This is a genomic window from Amorphus coralli DSM 19760, assembly GCF_000374525.1.
Classification (GTDB): Bacteria; Pseudomonadota; Alphaproteobacteria; order Rhizobiales; family Amorphaceae; genus Amorphus; species Amorphus coralli.
Map to the genome: position 1 here is coordinate 100,588 of NZ_KB894574.1, position 15,609 is coordinate 116,196.

Annotated in this window: 12 protein-coding genes; 7 read left to right on the plus strand and 5 right to left on the minus strand. The window is 65.2% G+C overall.

Going from position 1 to position 15,609, the window contains the following annotated elements; genetic code table 11:
* Positions 1-92: 92 nt before the first annotated feature.
* A complete protein-coding gene (locus C507_RS0113530) occupies positions 93-866 on the plus strand; it encodes a helix-turn-helix transcriptional regulator (RefSeq protein WP_018700244.1) in 774 nt (257 codons plus the stop codon).
* Positions 867-893: 27 nt separating this feature from the next.
* Here C507_RS0113530 and C507_RS21345 read toward each other — a convergent pair whose 3' ends face one another.
* Entirely contained in the window at positions 894-2,423 is a 1,530-nt protein-coding gene (locus tag C507_RS21345) for an O-antigen ligase family protein (protein ID WP_018700245.1), read from the minus strand.
* A 257-nt stretch (positions 2,424-2,680) separates the two neighbouring features.
* Positions 2,681-3,394 (minus strand): hypothetical protein, encoded by a 714-nt coding sequence (locus C507_RS22835; RefSeq protein WP_156829305.1) that lies wholly within the window; start codon positions 3,392-3,394, stop codon positions 2,681-2,683.
* A 650-nt stretch (positions 3,395-4,044) separates the two neighbouring features.
* Here C507_RS22835 and C507_RS0113545 point away from each other — a divergent pair.
* The 6 genes from C507_RS0113545 (at position 4,045) to C507_RS0113570 (ending at position 11,562) form a co-directional block, all read left to right on the plus strand.
* Positions 4,045-5,310: a sugar transferase gene (locus C507_RS0113545; protein ID WP_018700247.1), complete on the plus strand. Its 1,266-nt coding sequence runs from the start codon at positions 4,045-4,047 to the stop codon at positions 5,308-5,310.
* Between the two features lie 121 nt (positions 5,311-5,431).
* On the plus strand, positions 5,432-6,199 hold the full coding sequence (locus C507_RS21350) for a tyrosine-protein phosphatase (protein WP_018700248.1): 768 nt from the start codon (positions 5,432-5,434) through the stop codon (positions 6,197-6,199).
* A gap of 9 nt (positions 6,200-6,208) precedes the next feature.
* Positions 6,209-6,970, plus strand: coding sequence for a polysaccharide biosynthesis/export family protein (locus C507_RS21355; RefSeq protein ID WP_018700249.1), 762 nt, complete (start codon positions 6,209-6,211; stop codon positions 6,968-6,970).
* A 315-nt stretch (positions 6,971-7,285) separates the two neighbouring features.
* Complete coding sequence (locus C507_RS21360; RefSeq protein ID WP_018700250.1) at positions 7,286-9,493, plus strand: GumC family protein; 2,208 nt, start codon at positions 7,286-7,288, stop codon at positions 9,491-9,493.
* Positions 9,494-9,495: 2 nt separating this feature from the next.
* Positions 9,496-10,221 (plus strand): J domain-containing protein, encoded by a 726-nt coding sequence (locus C507_RS21365; protein WP_040401134.1) that lies wholly within the window; start codon positions 9,496-9,498, stop codon positions 10,219-10,221.
* Positions 10,222-10,335: 114 nt separating this feature from the next.
* Positions 10,336-11,562 carry a tetratricopeptide repeat protein gene (locus tag C507_RS0113570; RefSeq protein ID WP_156829306.1) on the plus strand — a complete coding sequence of 409 codons (1,227 nt, stop codon included), beginning with the start codon at positions 10,336-10,338 and terminating at the stop codon, positions 11,560-11,562.
* 19 nt (positions 11,563-11,581) lie between these two features.
* Here C507_RS0113570 and wecB read toward each other — a convergent pair whose 3' ends face one another.
* From wecB to C507_RS0113585, 3 genes are read right to left on the minus strand one after another with little or no spacing between them, the layout of a single operon-like run.
* Positions 11,582-12,700: a non-hydrolyzing UDP-N-acetylglucosamine 2-epimerase gene (wecB, locus tag C507_RS0113575; protein WP_018700253.1), complete on the minus strand. Its 1,119-nt coding sequence runs from the start codon at positions 12,698-12,700 to the stop codon at positions 11,582-11,584.
* Positions 12,697-13,953 (minus strand): glycosyltransferase family 4 protein, encoded by a 1,257-nt coding sequence (locus tag C507_RS0113580; protein WP_018700254.1) that lies wholly within the window; start codon positions 13,951-13,953, stop codon positions 12,697-12,699. Before C507_RS0113580 ends, wecB begins: the two co-directional genes overlap by 4 nt.
* 4 nt (positions 13,954-13,957) lie before the next feature.
* Entirely contained in the window at positions 13,958-15,598 is a 1,641-nt protein-coding gene (locus C507_RS0113585; RefSeq protein WP_040401135.1) for a heparinase II/III family protein, read from the minus strand.
* Between the last annotated feature and the right edge of the window lie 11 nt (positions 15,599-15,609).

The following is a 15,609-nucleotide window of genomic DNA, read 5'->3' on the forward strand; positions in this document are numbered from 1 at the left end:
GGAACTGGTGTCCTCTCGGGGCCAAGCCGAGGGTGCCCCAAGAGCCGTGCGAACGGGCATCCCCCAAAATGGGGAGATTTGTCGGAACAGGTATGAAGGCTGAGGAAATCATCGCGCGGGTGGAGGCGAGCTCGTCCCTGAACGAGCTGCATCTGACGCTACAGGACTATATCGAAGCGAAAGGGTTCGCCGCCTTTTCGTTCATCGACAACAGTCAGCACGGCGAGTCTGATCCGCTTGTCCTGAATTCCATTTCAGCCGACTGGGATCGCGCCTACCGCGACAACCAGTTTCTCGACGTCGATCCCTGCCTGCCGATCGCACGCACGAGCAACACCCCCTTCACCTGGTCGGACCTGCCGCCCATCGAACGCCGGGGCCGCCGCAAGCCCCGCGCCCAGCAGCTCATGGACGCCGCGCAGGACCACGACTACCGCAACGGGCTCGTCATTCCGTTTCACTATCGCGACCGGCTCGGCGCCTACTATTCCAGCGTCTGCACGCTTTTCTGGACCACGTCGCCGCGCGACTTTGTCAAGCGGCTGCGCTTCGACCGGCACGAGATGCACATGGTGCTTCTCTACTGGGCGCAGCAGGCCGTCGATGTCTCCACGAAATCGCAGAATGGCAGCCGCGTCAGGCCACCGAACCAGGAGGGCGCCAACAGCACCTACCTGACCGAGCGCGAAAAGGAGGTTCTGCTGTGGTCGGCGCTTGGCAAGACAAGCGCCGATACGGCCGACATCCTACAGATCTCCAAGGACACGGTGGATTCGCACATCAAGTCGAGCATCGAGAAGCTCGACGCCACCAACCGTACCCACGCCGTGGTGCGGGCAATCTTCCTCGGACTGATCATGCCCTGACGCGCGGCCCCGGAGCGCGCGCCGGGCTCACTCCGTCCAGTTCAGCGAACGGCGATCGCGGGGCGGGCTCGGCGGGGAGCTGGGCCCGGACCCAGGCCGCACCGACCCTCCCTCCCGTTCTGGACGGTCGCGATGCGACCCGGCCGCGTTACGGGTGCCACGCCCGCGGCGGCGGGCCGGGCTCTCCCGCTCGCAGAGCGGCGGCACGAGAAGCGCGCAGAGACAAGCAAACGTGGCCTGGGCTGCGATGGTGCGCAGTGGATAGTCGACCACCGAATGCGCCAGGAAGAGCGCGATGCCGATGGTTGCGGCGCGGGCAAGCATCGTGTCCAGCCTCGTTTCGGCGGTGGTGCGCCGGGTCCAGACGCGCACCGATGCCAGGACCAGCCAGACCAGGAACACGGCCATCAGGATCAGCGCAGGGAGCCCGGCCTCCAGCACCAGTTCGAGCCAGTCGTTGTGGGCCCTGTTGACATAGGCGTCGGTGAGCGCCTCCGGCCGGTCGAACAGCCGGTAGAGGGGCTGGAACGTCCCGAAGCCCCCGCCGACGGGAAAGACGGACCAGGCCGCCTCACGCGTGATCGACCAGATGGCGAACCGGAAGTCGTCGCCGCCCACCGTTCCGAACCGCATGATCAGGCCGGACAGGGCATAGTTCGCGATCATCACCAGGGCGATCAGTCCGATGACGACCATCAGCCGCCCGGCCGACGCCCGCGATCCGCGCGCCGACTGGAAATCGAGGAAAAGGGCGCCGGAGCCGAGGGCCAGGGTGGCGAGCAGGATGCCCGCGCGCGACAGCGTCATGGCAGCGCCGAGAAGGAGCAGGATCGCGGCCAGCGCGTACACGACGGAAAGGACCTGCCCGTCCGACCGGCGCTTTCCGGCGACATGCACCGTCCACGCCAGCACCAGCGGCAGAACCGCGCAGAGAAAGGCGGCATGATGGTTTCTGTTGGCGAAGAAGCCGACCGAGCTGTCCCGGTTGGTGATCGTGTAGAGCCGCAGCGGGCTGTCCTCTCCCTGCGCAAGCTGCGCGAGACCAAGAAAAACCGTGAAGACGGCGAAAGCGGCAAGGAGCAGGGTCAGGATCCGTCTTTCGCGCAGGCCCGTGGTCAGCAGCGCGAGGAAGATGGCAGCGGCCGGGAGCAGCGACAGGAACGCCCTGAGCGTCGCCGGCGGATCAAGCGACAGGGGCCACCAGGGCCGCGCCTCGCCGATTAAGGCGAACGTCTCCGCGACAAAGCCCCGGCCGGGCAGGTTCGTCCACAGGCCGGGCGGCAGCGGAACGAGTTGCAGAAGCGGCAGGAGGAGAAGTGCGGCGAGGAGGACCAGCGGGAACCGGACCTGGGACAGGCGTGTGGCAGGTACGGCTGCCAGGCGAATGAGCGCTGCGGCAAGCAGCGGCAGGGCGGCCAGTTCGGCACCTGCGTCGGTGGCAAAGCCCGCGATGGAGGCCCCGCCCAGGACAAGGGTGATCCCGAAGGTGACGACAGTCAGCGCAAATCCGGCCCTGACAGACTTTTCGGAGCGCTCAATAACCGCTGAAGAGAGCACAGTCGGTGATCCATTCGCCCCGACAGACAGCGCTTCGGGCGGAAGAGTAAAGACCGTTGCTGCGGGATCGGCGGACCAACTCCGCCCAAGCTGCAGAGATGCTGGCAGAGCTCACAATCATAGCAACACAGATGCCGCAACAACCTGCGACGTAGAAATGCCAGCAGCACCCAATCGCTGCCAAGAGCCCCAAGACCCGAACGGGATTGCCGGCTAAGCTGCCATGTGAAACGCTCAGGCTTCAGCCGGCCCTGACATCAGGGACTAGCCGGCGTGTCGTCTTCATCTTCGGCAGCCACTTCACTTACCGCAACTGTAGCCCCCACGGCGACGGCAGCGACAGCGGCGACGCCGCCTACAGCCACAGCCGCAGTGGAAACGCCCAGCGTGCCTGCAACTGCACCGAGCGCCCCTCCAAGCCCCCCGGCGACACCGGCCGTACCGGCCGCGGCGGCACCGGCAGCAGCACCTGCTCCCGCACCCGCGCCCGCCGCACCCGCGCCTGCCGCACCTGCACCGCCCGCCGCACCAGCACCACCGGCCTGGGAGGCCGCACCGGCCGCGGCGGCAGCGCCCGCCTGAGCGAACGTTCGGACATCGGACTGCACCATCAGGCAGCCACAGCCATCAACCGCAAACGCATCAATCACCGCAGGCGACGACAGGACCTGGGAAAAGGAGCCCGCTTCCACGGTTGCCACGCCGCCCTCCAGGACCAGAACGCGGTCACCGATCGAAAGAGACGCTTCCGACCGGGCGGGGGTGAAGCCGTTTACGCCCGACGCCATCACGCGTCCCTCGACTCCAGAGAGCGAGGCAAAGCGGCCCGGGCCGATTTCCACCAGAGGCTCCGCGAAGGCGCATGCCCCATTTCGAACCAGAGACTGACATTGACCAGAGGATGCACCGCTGGCTTCTGCAATCGACAGGCTGGCCAAAATCACTATCGAACCGACAAACAGCGACTTCATGAAACACTCCCCAAGGCCACGAGCCTCTCATATCCACAACCCATGCATGACTGCATGTCTACGCCCTCGCAATGCCGAAGCGCCCGTATTCGATCCCGGCAATACTTTGCATAACCCCGCCCCAAAGACAACCGGAGCGTTTGGCCCATGCCACCACACCAGGCACTCCGCCGGGCACGATACAGGCGGAAAACGGCGGCTTAACGCAACCCGAATCAACCAAAAAAGCGCATGGCAGAGACGCCCCGCCCCAACTGGCTCGACCACACCCGAGCGGCCGGAAAGTCAATACAGATCGATTCTGTAGAACATGAAACCGCAGAAACGCATATACTCTTTGCTTTTCAGCCTCCTGAAACCGGACAACTACTGCAGTTAACATGCACATCGTTTTCAATAATTCTACTCAATTTCAATCATCTCATGCTATGACTCCCGTTGCGCTCATGGATCACGTCACGGGCAAAGAGCGCCTTTGATGGGAGGCGCGATACGCGCTTGCGCAACATCTCTCTTAAATTGTATCGGAGAAGGTCATTCTCTAATAGCTAACTCACATTCCGTTCTCCCTGATGATTCGGGGGGCAAAACTCGACGAAAGCACCTGACGGGACATGTTGGCGCTCAAGGACACAGTCGGATCAGGTCGGTTGGATTCCCGCTGGCTTGCACTGTCGGCCCTGCGCATCCGCTATCAGCTTCTCGCTGGCCTCCTGATGGCATCCGTCCTGCCTGCCGTGTTGCGGGGTCATGGCGATCTTATGGGCTATTGGGACAGCACCAGCGGCCGCAGCACGGTTCTCGGCACGGCCATGGCCGTCACGCTCGGCATCGCTTTTCTGCGTCAGCTCACGCGCTTTCCCGGCGTCAACGACACCTACTACGTGCTGCCCAGCTTCGGGCTGGCTTATGGCACGATGATGCTGACCTTTTTCCTCTTCCGGCTAGACTACAGCCGATTCCAGTTCGTCGTCAGCTTCGCGATAGCCCTCGGGCTGTTCTTCGTGCTCTACTTGGTTGCGCGACGCTTCGAGGTCTACAGATTTGCCGTGTTACCAGGCGTGGATCTGCGCGGTCAGAGCCGAACACGAAACGTGGAGTGGATCCGGCTTGACCAGCCATCGCTGCCAACTGCAGCCATCTACGGCGTCATTGCCGACCTGCGGAGAGATCTGCCGGAGGATTGGGACCGGTTCATTACCGATTGCGCGCTGAAAGGCGTCCCCGTCTTCCACGTGAAGCAGGCGATGGAATCGCTGACCGGCCGGGTGGAGATCGAGCATCTCTCGGAGAACACGCTGGGGTCGCTGCTTCCGAACAGAGCCTATCTGCGCATCAAGGAACTTGCCGACTGGTTCGGCGCGCTGGTCGCCATCTTTCTGCTCGGCCCGTTTCTGTTGGCCATCGCGGTGGCGATCCGGCTCGATTCGAAGGGGCCCGCCCTCTTCCGGCAAACGCGCATCGGCTACCGGGGAAAGCCGTTCACCGTCTACAAGCTGCGCACAATGACGGTGGATGCGTCCGAGCGCGCCGGACGCGAAGCGGCCATCACACGCGACAGAGATCCCAGGGTCACGCGGATCGGGCGACTTCTCCGGCGCACCCGCATCGACGAACTGCCCCAGATCATCAACATCCTGCGGGGCGAGATGAGCTGGATCGGGCCGCGACCGGAGGTTCGGATCCTGTCGGAATGGTTCGAAGCCGCGTTACCCTTCTACCCCTACCGCTACATCGTTCGCCCGGGGATCACCGGCTGGGCGCAAATCAATCAAGGCCACGTGGGAACCGAGCACGAGGTGCTGGAGAAGCTCCACTACGATTTCTTCTACATCAAGAACTACTCGCTCTGGCTCGACATCCTGATCTCCATCAGGACGGTCGGGACAGTTCTGAGCGGTTTTGGAGCGCGTTGAGAACAGGCTCACGGGACTGGTGCCGACCTGACCGGCCGAACGGTGGCCAGATGGCACCATGCGCGCGCAGCCTTGGATGGGTCCCCCGCTCACGACCGGGGAGGAATGCAGGCCGACTTGGATGATCGATCTACACAGCCATCTTCTGCCGGGTGTCGACGACGGGTCTCCCGACCTCGAAGTGTCGCTGGACATGGCGCGCATCGCCGTCGCCGATGGCATTCGGATCATGGCCTGCACCCCGCACATCACGCCAAGCCTCTACGAGAACGACGGGGCGCAAATCCGCGAGGCCGTCGCAGCCCTTGCCGAAAGACTGCTGGAAGCCGGCGTCGACCTCTACCTCGTCACCGGGGCCGATGTTCATCTTGCCCCTAAGCTGATCGAGCGGATCAGGTCAGGCCGGGTGCCGACGGTCGCCGACAGCCGCTACTTCCTGCTGGAGGCGCCGCATCACGTGGCGCCGCCCCGCATGGAGGAGGTGATCCGGGACTTCCGCTCGGCCGGATATGTGCCGATCCTGACGCACCCGGAGCGGCTGTCCTGGATCGATGCCCACTATGGCTACATCAAGCGCATGACCGCCGCCGGAGCCTGGATACAACTCACGGCAGGGTCGATCACCGGGACGTTCGGGCACCAGCCGCGCTACTGGTCCGAGCGCATGCTGGACGAAGGTCTCGTGCATCTGATTGCAACCGACGCACACAACACCGGTCGGCGGCGGCCGGCCATGAGCAAGGCCCGCGAAGCCGTCGCAGCCCGTCTCGGCGAAGCGGAGGCGGAGAATCTCTGCTTTGCCCGCCCGCTCGGCATTGTCAGGAACCGCGCCCCTGCCGACATCGTCGCCGCGCCGGCCTTCGCCGCCGCCGGCACAGCGACAACGTAGGGGACGAGCGTGGGACGTCTGCCGATCATATCCCTCTTCGTCACGCTGCTTGCGCTCGCGGGCTGCGTCGGCACCGCTCAGCACGGATCCAACGGTTCGACCACCACAACCGCGGGTCCGCCCGCGCCCTCCGCGGCGCCCCAACCCGGGGCCAGCGCTGGATCCGGCCAGACACCTCGGACCACGCTGCCCTCGGCTGCTGCGCGGGTCGGAACGGAGTACCGGCTTTCGCCGCTCGACATCGTCGAGATTTCGGTCTTCCAGGTACCGGATCTGACAAAGACCGTCGAAATCAATGCGCGGGGCGACATCGCGCTGCCGCTGATCGGAACGGTGCAGGCGGGCGGCAAGACCACCACCGAGCTTCAAGAGGAAATCGCGGCGAAACTGGCAAAGGACTATCTGCAGTCACCGCAGGTCAGCGTCTTCGTGAAGGAGTATCGCAGCCAGAAGGTCACGGTCGAAGGCGCGGTGGTTTCCCCGGGCGTCTACGAGATTCCCGGACAGGCATCGCTGCTGCAGGTGCTCGCGATGGCGAAGGGGATTGATCGAGTCGGCGACGACAACAGCGTCATGATCTTCCGCAACATCGACGGCCAACGCATGGCGGCCGCGTTCGATGTGGACAAGATCCGCAAGGGAGAGAACGACGATCCGCAGGTGCTCGCCGGCGACACGGTGGTCGTGGGCGAGTCACAGGGCGCTGTCGCATGGCGCAACATCCGCGAGAGCGCGGGCATTGCAAGTGTATTCCGGCCAACAGTGTTCTGATAGGTTGTATTCAGGGCCTCGAATGAGGTTACGATGGACGCTTGGGATATAGACGACGAAACGCCGAAGCGACGCCGGCCCGGTCAGGATGAACCGGGGGCGGACCAGGATCGTGCGTCGAATTCAGACGCGCCGGGCACGTCAGGCGCCAGCGGCGGCGGAAGTCCCGATGACGGTCCGGACCGCGGCGAAGCGGGGCCGGCACGGCTTCCTACCCAGACCGGGACAGGCAGTGAACATGGCGGCGGGACACGTCGCCAACTCCGCGCACAAAGCGCGTATTCGCCACGACAAGACCTCGCCGCCACCGGCGTGATGTCGCCCGCCCTCGCAGGGGGCCTGGCAGGTGCCGATTTTTCGAGCGACGGCGGCCTGCTCGACTTCAAGCGATATGTGGGCATCCTCTACAAGCACCGCTGGCTCGTCGTCGCCGTGACGGTCGTGGTCGTCTGCATCGGACTGGTGCACACGCTTCTCCAGACTCCGATCTACCGGGGAAGCGCGACCATCGAGATCAAGCGCGAGGTCGCCAACCTGAGCGGGCTGGCCGGGCTGGACGCGCGCGAGGCCGGAGCCTCGGTGGAATTCTACCAGACCCAGTACGAGCTGCTGAAAAGCCGCGCGCTTGCCGAGCGCATCGTCGCCAAGCTTCGGCTTGCCGAACAGCCGGACTTCATGACACCGCCGCAATCGATGCTGAAGCGGCTTACCGGCGGCATCATCTCGACCACCCATGCACAGCAGAGCCAGGTCAACACCAAGGCCCTGGAAGCTGGCGCCGTCGGCCGGGTAATGGGCGGGCTCAGCGTCCAGCCGGTCCGCAACTCGCGCGTGGTTCAGGTCAGCTACGACAGCCCGAGCCCGAAATACGCCCAGCTCGTCGCCAACGGGGCGGTCGAAGCCTTCGTGGAGATGAGTCTCGAGCGCAACTACGAGGCCTCGGCCCATGCTCGCAAGTTCCTGGACGAACGGCTTCAGGACCTGAAGCTGAAGCTGGAGGAGTCGGAGCGCAAACTCGTCGACTATGCCGAGGCGAAGGACATCCTCACCACCGGCGACGAGCGGACGCTGGCGATGACCAACCTTGAGGAGATCAACGAGGCTCTCACCGAGGCCTCGAAGGAGCGGCTCAAACAGGAATTGCTGTGGAACCAGATCAAGGACAAGGCGGCGCTGCCGCAGTCGCTGGAGACCGATGCGATCGAAACCTACCGCTCCCGGCGCGCCGAGCTGCTGCTTGAGTATCAGGACAAGCTGAAGGTCTTCAAACCCGGCTATCCCGACATGGTCCAGCTGCGCGCCCAGATCGCGGAAATCGACAAGCAGATTGCCGAGGAGATGGATCGCATCAAGGAAGCGATCCGCCTCCAGTACGAGGCCGCGGTGAGCGAGCATGTCTCGCTCACCGAACGGCTTGCCGACCTGAAGCGCGACGTCACGGACTACCAGGAACGCAACATCGATTACACGATCCTGAAGCGGGAGGTGGACACCAATCGGACGCTCTACGAGGGGCTGCTGCAGCGCTACAAGGAGCTGAGCGTGGCGGGAGGTGCCGGCAATCCGTCCAATATCTCCATCGTCGACGAGGCGCAGCGCCCCGGCGCGCCCTACAAGCCGAACCTGAAAATGAACCTCGTGCTGGCGCTCATGTTCGGCGGTGTCGCAGGCGGGCTCGCCGCGTTCGCACGCGAGTTCATCGACGACAGCTTCAAGGATCCCGAGGAAGTCGAGCAGATCCTCGGCCTGCCACTGATCGGCATCATTCCGGATGTCGACGAAGCCAGGTTCAGCGAGCAGATGGACGATCAGCGCTCGCCCCTGAACGAAGCCTACCGCTCGCTGCGCACCGCCCTGCAATTCTCGACCTCCGCCGGCGTTCCCAAGACGATCCTCGTGACCAGCAGCCGGCCCTCGGAAGGAAAGTCATCCACCGCCTTCAACGTGGCGCGCCAGTTCGCGCAACTCGGCATGCAGGTTCTTCTCATCGACGCGGACCTGCGCAAGCCATCGCTGCACCGGCTCATTGGCTGTGTCGGCCACCGGGGACTGTCCAACTGCCTGGTCGGGAACGCACGGCCGCCCGATGTCCTGCAGCGCACCGACTATCCGAACCTCGAGTTCATGCCGGCGGGGCCCCTGCCCCCGGATCCGACGGAGCTGTTGGCCAGCGCGCGGATGGCGTCGCTGCTCGCCATCGCCTCGGAGAAGTACGATCTGGTCATCGTCGACACCGCCCCCGTGGGGGGCATGGCCGACGCGCCGATCCTTTCCAACTTCACCGAGGGCTGCCTGTTGGTCGTCGAGGCCCACAAGTCGCCGCGGAACGGCGTGTCCAACGCGCTGAAACGTCTCCACTTTGCCCGCGCCGACGTGCTCGGCATCGTGCTCAACAAGTTCAACCTGAAGGCATCAGGTTACGGATACGGCTATGGGTACGGCAGCGACCACTACTATGGCTACGGAGACAACGGGGCGACGGAAGAGCCGGAGGCGATCACCGACGAGACGAGGGGCGCCTGACGATGCGCTCCGCGGTTCCCCGAGGGTTGTTCACCGCGCTTGAACTGTTGCGCAAGCCCTCGATGGCCGATGTCCTGCGCCAGCAGGCCTCGCTGCCCGAAGACATCGGTACGATCATTCGCGTTGCCGGTGGGTGCGAGGAGACCATTTTCCGGCTCTCCCAACAAACCGGCAAGCCGCGGAGACTGCTCGTCAAGGCCGCGCGCTTCTACCTGGAACAGGTGCTTTTCTACTCCGAAACCGACAACTACCGGATCCTGGGCCTCTCCTCGGACGCATCCCAACAGGAGGTGCGCGAACACGGGCGCTGGATTCTGCGCTGGCTGCATCCCGACAACCAGCAAAGCGACTGGGACGCCGCATTCGCAAGTCGGGTTGCCACCGCATGGAACGCGCTCAAGACCCCGGCCAGGCGAGAGGCCTACGACCGCACCGTTGCCGGGCAGCGGGCCCGCGCATTTCGCAAGCGGCCTCCCGTGCACCTCGCGCAGCCGCTGATTTCCCTGCCGGAGCGAAAGCGCAAGCGCACCTTCGGGGCCAGCAGGACCGTGCGAATTACAGCCGCATCGATGGTCTTCCTCGGCGCGCTGCTTGTCCCGTTCGACAGGGAAAGCCCGCATTCGGCCGACACCCCTCTCGCCTCCTGCAGCGACCCCCTCTCCGTGGCTGCGCTGATCTGCGGCGAACCGGCGACCGCATCGACGGCATCGGCCCTGTCGAACGATTGAGGGGCGACCTGAGTGGCGGAGAGACCGGGGGGACACACGAGCGGACGGCCGCAACACGGCCCGATGGCAAGCGGCGGGCTCAAGCTCGTCGGATCGGCACGGGGCCGGGTCGCGATGGCTGGCCTTGTCGCCGCCGGCCTGCTGCTCATCTGGTCGATCATCGCCGCTGTCGAGACGGACCCGATCCCGGCGGACCAGGAGCAGACCAGCGCACGGCCGGCCTCCTCCGACGCCGCCTCGCTCCTGGCTGCGGCCGAAGCAGAAATGGCCAGGGGACCCGAAAACACGGACTGGAAGCGCGTGACGATAGCGGCCCGGGCGGCCCTTGCCGAAGATCCGCCCACCGGTCGAGCCCTCGGCTACTACGGCCTTGGCCTTGCGGGCACCGGTGAGTCGGACCAGGCGCTCGCCGCCATGCGACTTGCGGCCGACCGCAGCCTGCGGGATGTCATTCCCCACACCTGGCTCTACAGTCACGATCTGCAGTCAGGCGACTTTGGCTCCGCGCTTTCCCACGCCGACGTGATCATTCGCTCCCAGCCGGAGCTGCGCTACATCTTCTACGATTCCATGCGCCAGCTGACGGCGCTTCCCGGCGGGCTCAACGCCCTCGCCACCGCGCTCGCAGCCGACCCGCCCTGGCGTTCCGAGTTCCTGCTGCGCACCCTCGACCAACCGAGCGATCTGGACGGCCCGACCGCGCTGTTTGCGCAGTTGCAGGAAAGCAGATCGCCTCCGCTCAACCGTGAGGTCGCCCCGCTGCTCACGGCCCTTGTGGATGCCGGCCGGTTTCAGGATGCACTCCTGATCTGGCTAAGGATTTTGCCGCCGGACCAGTTTGCCAGCCTCGACTACCTCTCCAACGGTGATTTCCGTTTTCCCCTGAGCGGACTGCCCTTCGACTGGACCTTCACACCGATTCCCGGCGCGGAGATCTCGATTGCCGCAACGATCGACGGAGAGGACGCTCTCACCGTGCAGTTCTTCCGAGGTCGCGTGCCGTTCAGGAACGTCACGAAGCTGCTCGTTCTGCCGCCCGGCCGCTACATCTTCACGGGACGCGAGCGCGCCGATGATCTGCAGACCGAACGCGGCATGGCCTGGAAGATCGCCTGTGCCGGACCAGACGGCGAAACTCTTGCCACCACGCAGCCATTGAAGGGCCGAACCGGCTGGCAGGACTTTGAGACCACGTTCACCGTTCCGGCAGGCGGGTGCCAGGCGCAGTGGCTCCGGCTGGAGCTTGATGCCCGGGTCGCCCTGGAAGAAGACGTGGCAGGCGGGGCCGTCTGGTACGACGACCTTGCCATCCGTCGCACCGGTACCGAACCAAGGACCTGAGTGCCCGACCGAAGCGGGTTCAGAGCGTCCGCGCCAGGATCTCGACGATCCGCTCGGCGGCGTGCCCGTCCCACTTTTCCGGCACCCGAGCCACACCGGGCGGTCGGTCCAGAACCTCCCCGGCCACCGCCAGGATCCGGGCCTTGTCGTTGCCCACGAGGGCGTTCGTTCCCTCGCTGCAGGTGATCGGGCGCTCGGTGTTGTGGCGCAAGGTCAGGCAGGGCACTCCAAGGACGGACGTCTCCTCCTGGAGCCCGCCGGAATCTGTCAGGACAAGGCGGGCATTCATGTTGAGGTGCAGGAACTCAAGATAGCCAAGCGGCTCACAGGTCCAGAGGCCATGCTCCGGCACCCTATCGCCGCTGGTGAGAAACCCGCCGAGCCCTGCCTGGTCAACCATCTTGCGGGTGCGCGGATGGATCGGGAACACGACGGGCATCCGCTCCGAGAGTTCGGCAAGGGCCTCCAGGATCCCTTTCAGGACTGCGGGATCGTCGACGTTCGAGGGCCGGTGGAGTGTCACCGTCATGTAGTGGCCGGGAGCCAGCCCGAGTCGTGCGGCCAGCCCCAGCGCCGCAGCCATGGAGCGATGCTTCATCAGCGTGTCGATCATGACGTTCCCGACGAAGTGGATCCTGTCTTCGTCCACGCCCTCGGCTCGAAGGTTGTCGTCGGCGAACCGGTCCGTGGTGAAGAGATAATCGCAGAGCACGTCGGTGCAGAGCCTGTTGATCTCTTCCGGCATCGTCATGTCGCGCGAGCGCAGGCCCGCCTCCACGTGCGCCACCTTGATGCCGAGCTTCTTGGCGGTGATGGTGCAGGCCATGGTCGAATTGACGTCGCCGACGACGACCACCAGGTTCGGGCGCTCGGCCTGGCAGACCGTCTCGAACGCCATCATGATCCGGCCGGTCTGGTTCGCGTGGCTGCCCGACCCGACCTCAAGATCGAGGTCAGGCCTGGGCATCCCCAGATCCTCGAAAAACGCCTTGCTCATCCGCTCGTCATAGTGCTGGCCGGTATGCACCAGCCGCTGCTCGAAACGGTCGTCGCGGGCAGCAAACGCTTCGATCAGGGGCGCCATCTTCATGAAGTTCGGGCGAGCGCCGACAACGTTGAGGATCCGCGCCTTGCTCATGTCGGAAGGCTCCTTGCCTCGGTTCGGCGCTCGGCCGCCACCTCTTCCAGACTGGTCAGCATTCTGTGGGCCAGGACTTTTCGATCGTAAGTCGGGGCCGCCTCAAGACAACGCTGCCGAAATCCGGCAAGGACCGTCGGAGCGGCCTCCAGGCGCCGGAGTTCGCCGACCAGGGCCTCGGCATTCTCCGGCTCGAACACAAGCCCGACGCCCTCGCGCTCGACGATCTCGGCCGACTCGCCCGCGACGCCGTGCAGGACCGGGATCCCCATCCCCATGCATTCGAAAAGCTTGGAGGGAATGACGGTGGTGAAGAGATCCGCCTCGCGGAGGTGGATCACGGAGACGTCGAGTAGCGACCAGTAGCGCGCGACCTGGTCCTTCGGCACGCTGTCGATGAAAACGACGTTGGCGAGCCCTCTCGAGCGCGCCTGCTCGACGAGCGCCTGCTTGCGGGCGCCGTCTCCCAGAAGCAAGAAGCGGAACCTGTCGCCACTTTCGTCCTGCAGGCGCTCCGCGGCATCAAGCAGCGTCTCCAGGGCATGAGCCATGCCATGTGTCCCGACATAGCCGGCGACAAACGTGTCCTTCAGGCCATAGCGCTCGACAAGCTCGGCGTCCTTCGGCCGCGGTGCAAAACGGGAGACGTCGACACCGTTCGTGACGACTTCGATTTTCCCGGGCTCGATGCCGCGTTCCACGAGGTTGCGCTTAAAGGAGTCTGTCACGGACACGATCCGCGCAGCCTTCCGGTAGAGAAGGAGCTCCAGCCGCTCCAGCCAGCGCAGGGTGCGACCGTCCCGCATGGCGCCGACCGCCCGGATGGACTCCGGCCAGAGATCGCGGAGTTCGAAGACGAAGGGAATGCGCTTCGCCCGGCTGACGGCATAGGCCGCGCACACGGTGAAGAACTGCGGCGAGGTGCCGATGACGAGATCGGCCCCGCGCACGAAGGGCGCGGTAAGGATGGCCGACACCATGTAGCTAACATAGTCGAGGGTGCGCAGCGTGAACCCGTCGTTGGCGGTGATGTAACTCCAGACCCGAACCACCCGGATGCCATCCATGGTCTCGCTCTGCCAGGGCCGGTTCCGGTAGCCTTCGTAGACTTGGCCCCTGGGGAAGTTGGGCGCGCAGGTCACCACCGTGACCTGGTGTCCGGCCCTCACCCATTCGCGGCAATGCTCGAAGGTCCGCGATGCGGGCGCGTTGACCTCCGGCGGGAAGTTGTCGGTCAGGAAGAGGATGTGCACGCGCTCACCATTCGAGCGTGAGCGCGACGCTCGGGCCGGAAAACCGGACCGCGAGACATCGGTTGGGCTGCAAAAGGCCGAATTCCGGGTGCCATGTCGCCTCGACCGGCGACGCCTCCCCGCCCTCAACGGTCCAGCTCACCTGCTCCCCTCCCCGCAGCGTCAGATGGCCGCTGCGCCCGTTTCCGTCGACCTCGACGCCCGGGTGCAGGAAGACACGCTGAACGGCTGTGCCGAATTGTCCGTCCAGGCGATCGATAACGGACAGCGTCGCCTCGCCGAAACGCCACTCGCGCGTGTGTTTTACCCCATTATTCAGCCTTAGATAACCGGTGTGGGCGCCTGAAACAACGGGCCCTGCCTCCCGGTTTGCGATGCGGACAGCGATGGGCCGGGCCCGGCGCGCCACCCGGAAGCCGCTCCAGACCTCGCTGGAGTTCTGCCCGTCCACCTCCACCGTCGAGTGTGCGGCGGTGGAGCGCTGGCGCAGCCGCTCTGGGCTCGTCCCGTAGAGCGACGTCCCCGAGTTGACGATCGTGCGCTGGCCGAAAAGCGAAAGCTCGAAGGAGAGTGTGTCGGCATGGGCATGGCCCGGCAGGTAGTCGGGGCCGATGGGCGCCACGTCGAGAAGGGCAACGAAGGTCGGGCCGGCGACCCGCACGTAGCCACTGTCGGGCAGCGTCGAGACGCCGGGCTCCGATTGGCCTGCAGCCGGCAGCCCCAGCCGGGCCGCGTAGGCACTCAGTTCCGGACAGGATGGCGCAACGCCGAACGCGGCGTCGTTGAAGAAGGCGATGTCACCATCGGGATGCACCATCGCGGCCAGCCAGTTCTGCATGAGATCCGCGGCGCCCCGCCACTCCGCCACCTGCGTCGCCGGCAGCACGCCCGGATGGACGAAGTCGAGATTCAGAAGATCGAGCAGGTCTTCCAGGATCAGCGCGTGGTACATCGGGCTGCGTTCGAAATGGCCGCCATCCGGCAGAATCTGCTCCGGCACCTCGCGTGCGAGGATGGAAAGCCCGGCCCGCCGCCACTGATCGGCCTCGCTCCCCTCGAAGGCCGTCCCGGCGAACACCAGCGCCTTCGCGTTGGCGAAGAGGTGATTGCCGAGAAGGTGTCGTTCGAGACGGCCGGCCAGCGCCCGGCTCTGGATCGCCAGGCTCGCGATCGCATCCGGCGCAAGCGTTCGCCCGGCAAGATGCGCCTTCAGCCAGTTCACGATGCGCAATGACAGCGGATAGGGATGCCAGCCGAGCCCGCGCGCCGGCGGGTTCTCGGCGATCCAGCGGGCGATCAGGCCGCTATGCCATGCCTGGCGTTGCGGCGCGTCGAGGGCATTGAGGTCGTCGAAATAGTGGAGATTGTAGCGCCAGAGGAGATCGCGGTCCGGCCTGTCCCAGTCGGCCGCCTCGGCGATCTGACCTGGCTTGTTGAGCAACACGACGGCGTCGGGACCGATCATCGATGGCCGCCGGGCAGCCGATTGCCGCCACGCGCCTACCGGCTGACGCAGGTCCGGAGCCGGTCCAAGCCGGGGCTTCGGGTGGTACAGCCGGTGCCAAGCCCGGCCGTAGATCTGCTCGGCTCTCAGAAAGCGCACCGTATGCCAGAGGCGCAGCGCGTCGCCCACGGCAGCCTTCATTCCCGCCACCC

Coding starts and splice junctions, on each gene's coding strand:
- C507_RS21350 (WP_018700248.1), top strand. CDS start 5,432: ATGATCGATCTACACAGCCATCTTCTGCCGGGTGTCGACGACGGGTCT.
- C507_RS0113530 (WP_018700244.1), top strand. CDS start 93: ATGAAGGCTGAGGAAATCATCGCGCGGGTGGAGGCGAGCTCGTCCCTG.
- C507_RS21360 (WP_018700250.1), top strand. CDS start 7,286: ATGTCGCCCGCCCTCGCAGGGGGCCTGGCAGGTGCCGATTTTTCGAGC.
- wecB (WP_018700253.1), bottom strand. CDS start 12,700: ATGAGCAAGGCGCGGATCCTCAACGTTGTCGGCGCTCGCCCGAACTTC.
- C507_RS22835 (WP_156829305.1), bottom strand. CDS start 3,394: ATGAAGTCGCTGTTTGTCGGTTCGATAGTGATTTTGGCCAGCCTGTCG.
- C507_RS21365 (WP_040401134.1), top strand. CDS start 9,496: ATGCGCTCCGCGGTTCCCCGAGGGTTGTTCACCGCGCTTGAACTGTTG.
- C507_RS0113585 (WP_040401135.1), bottom strand. CDS start 15,598: ATGAAGGCTGCCGTGGGCGACGCGCTGCGCCTCTGGCATACGGTGCGC.
- C507_RS0113570 (WP_156829306.1), top strand. CDS start 10,336: ATGGCTGGCCTTGTCGCCGCCGGCCTGCTGCTCATCTGGTCGATCATC.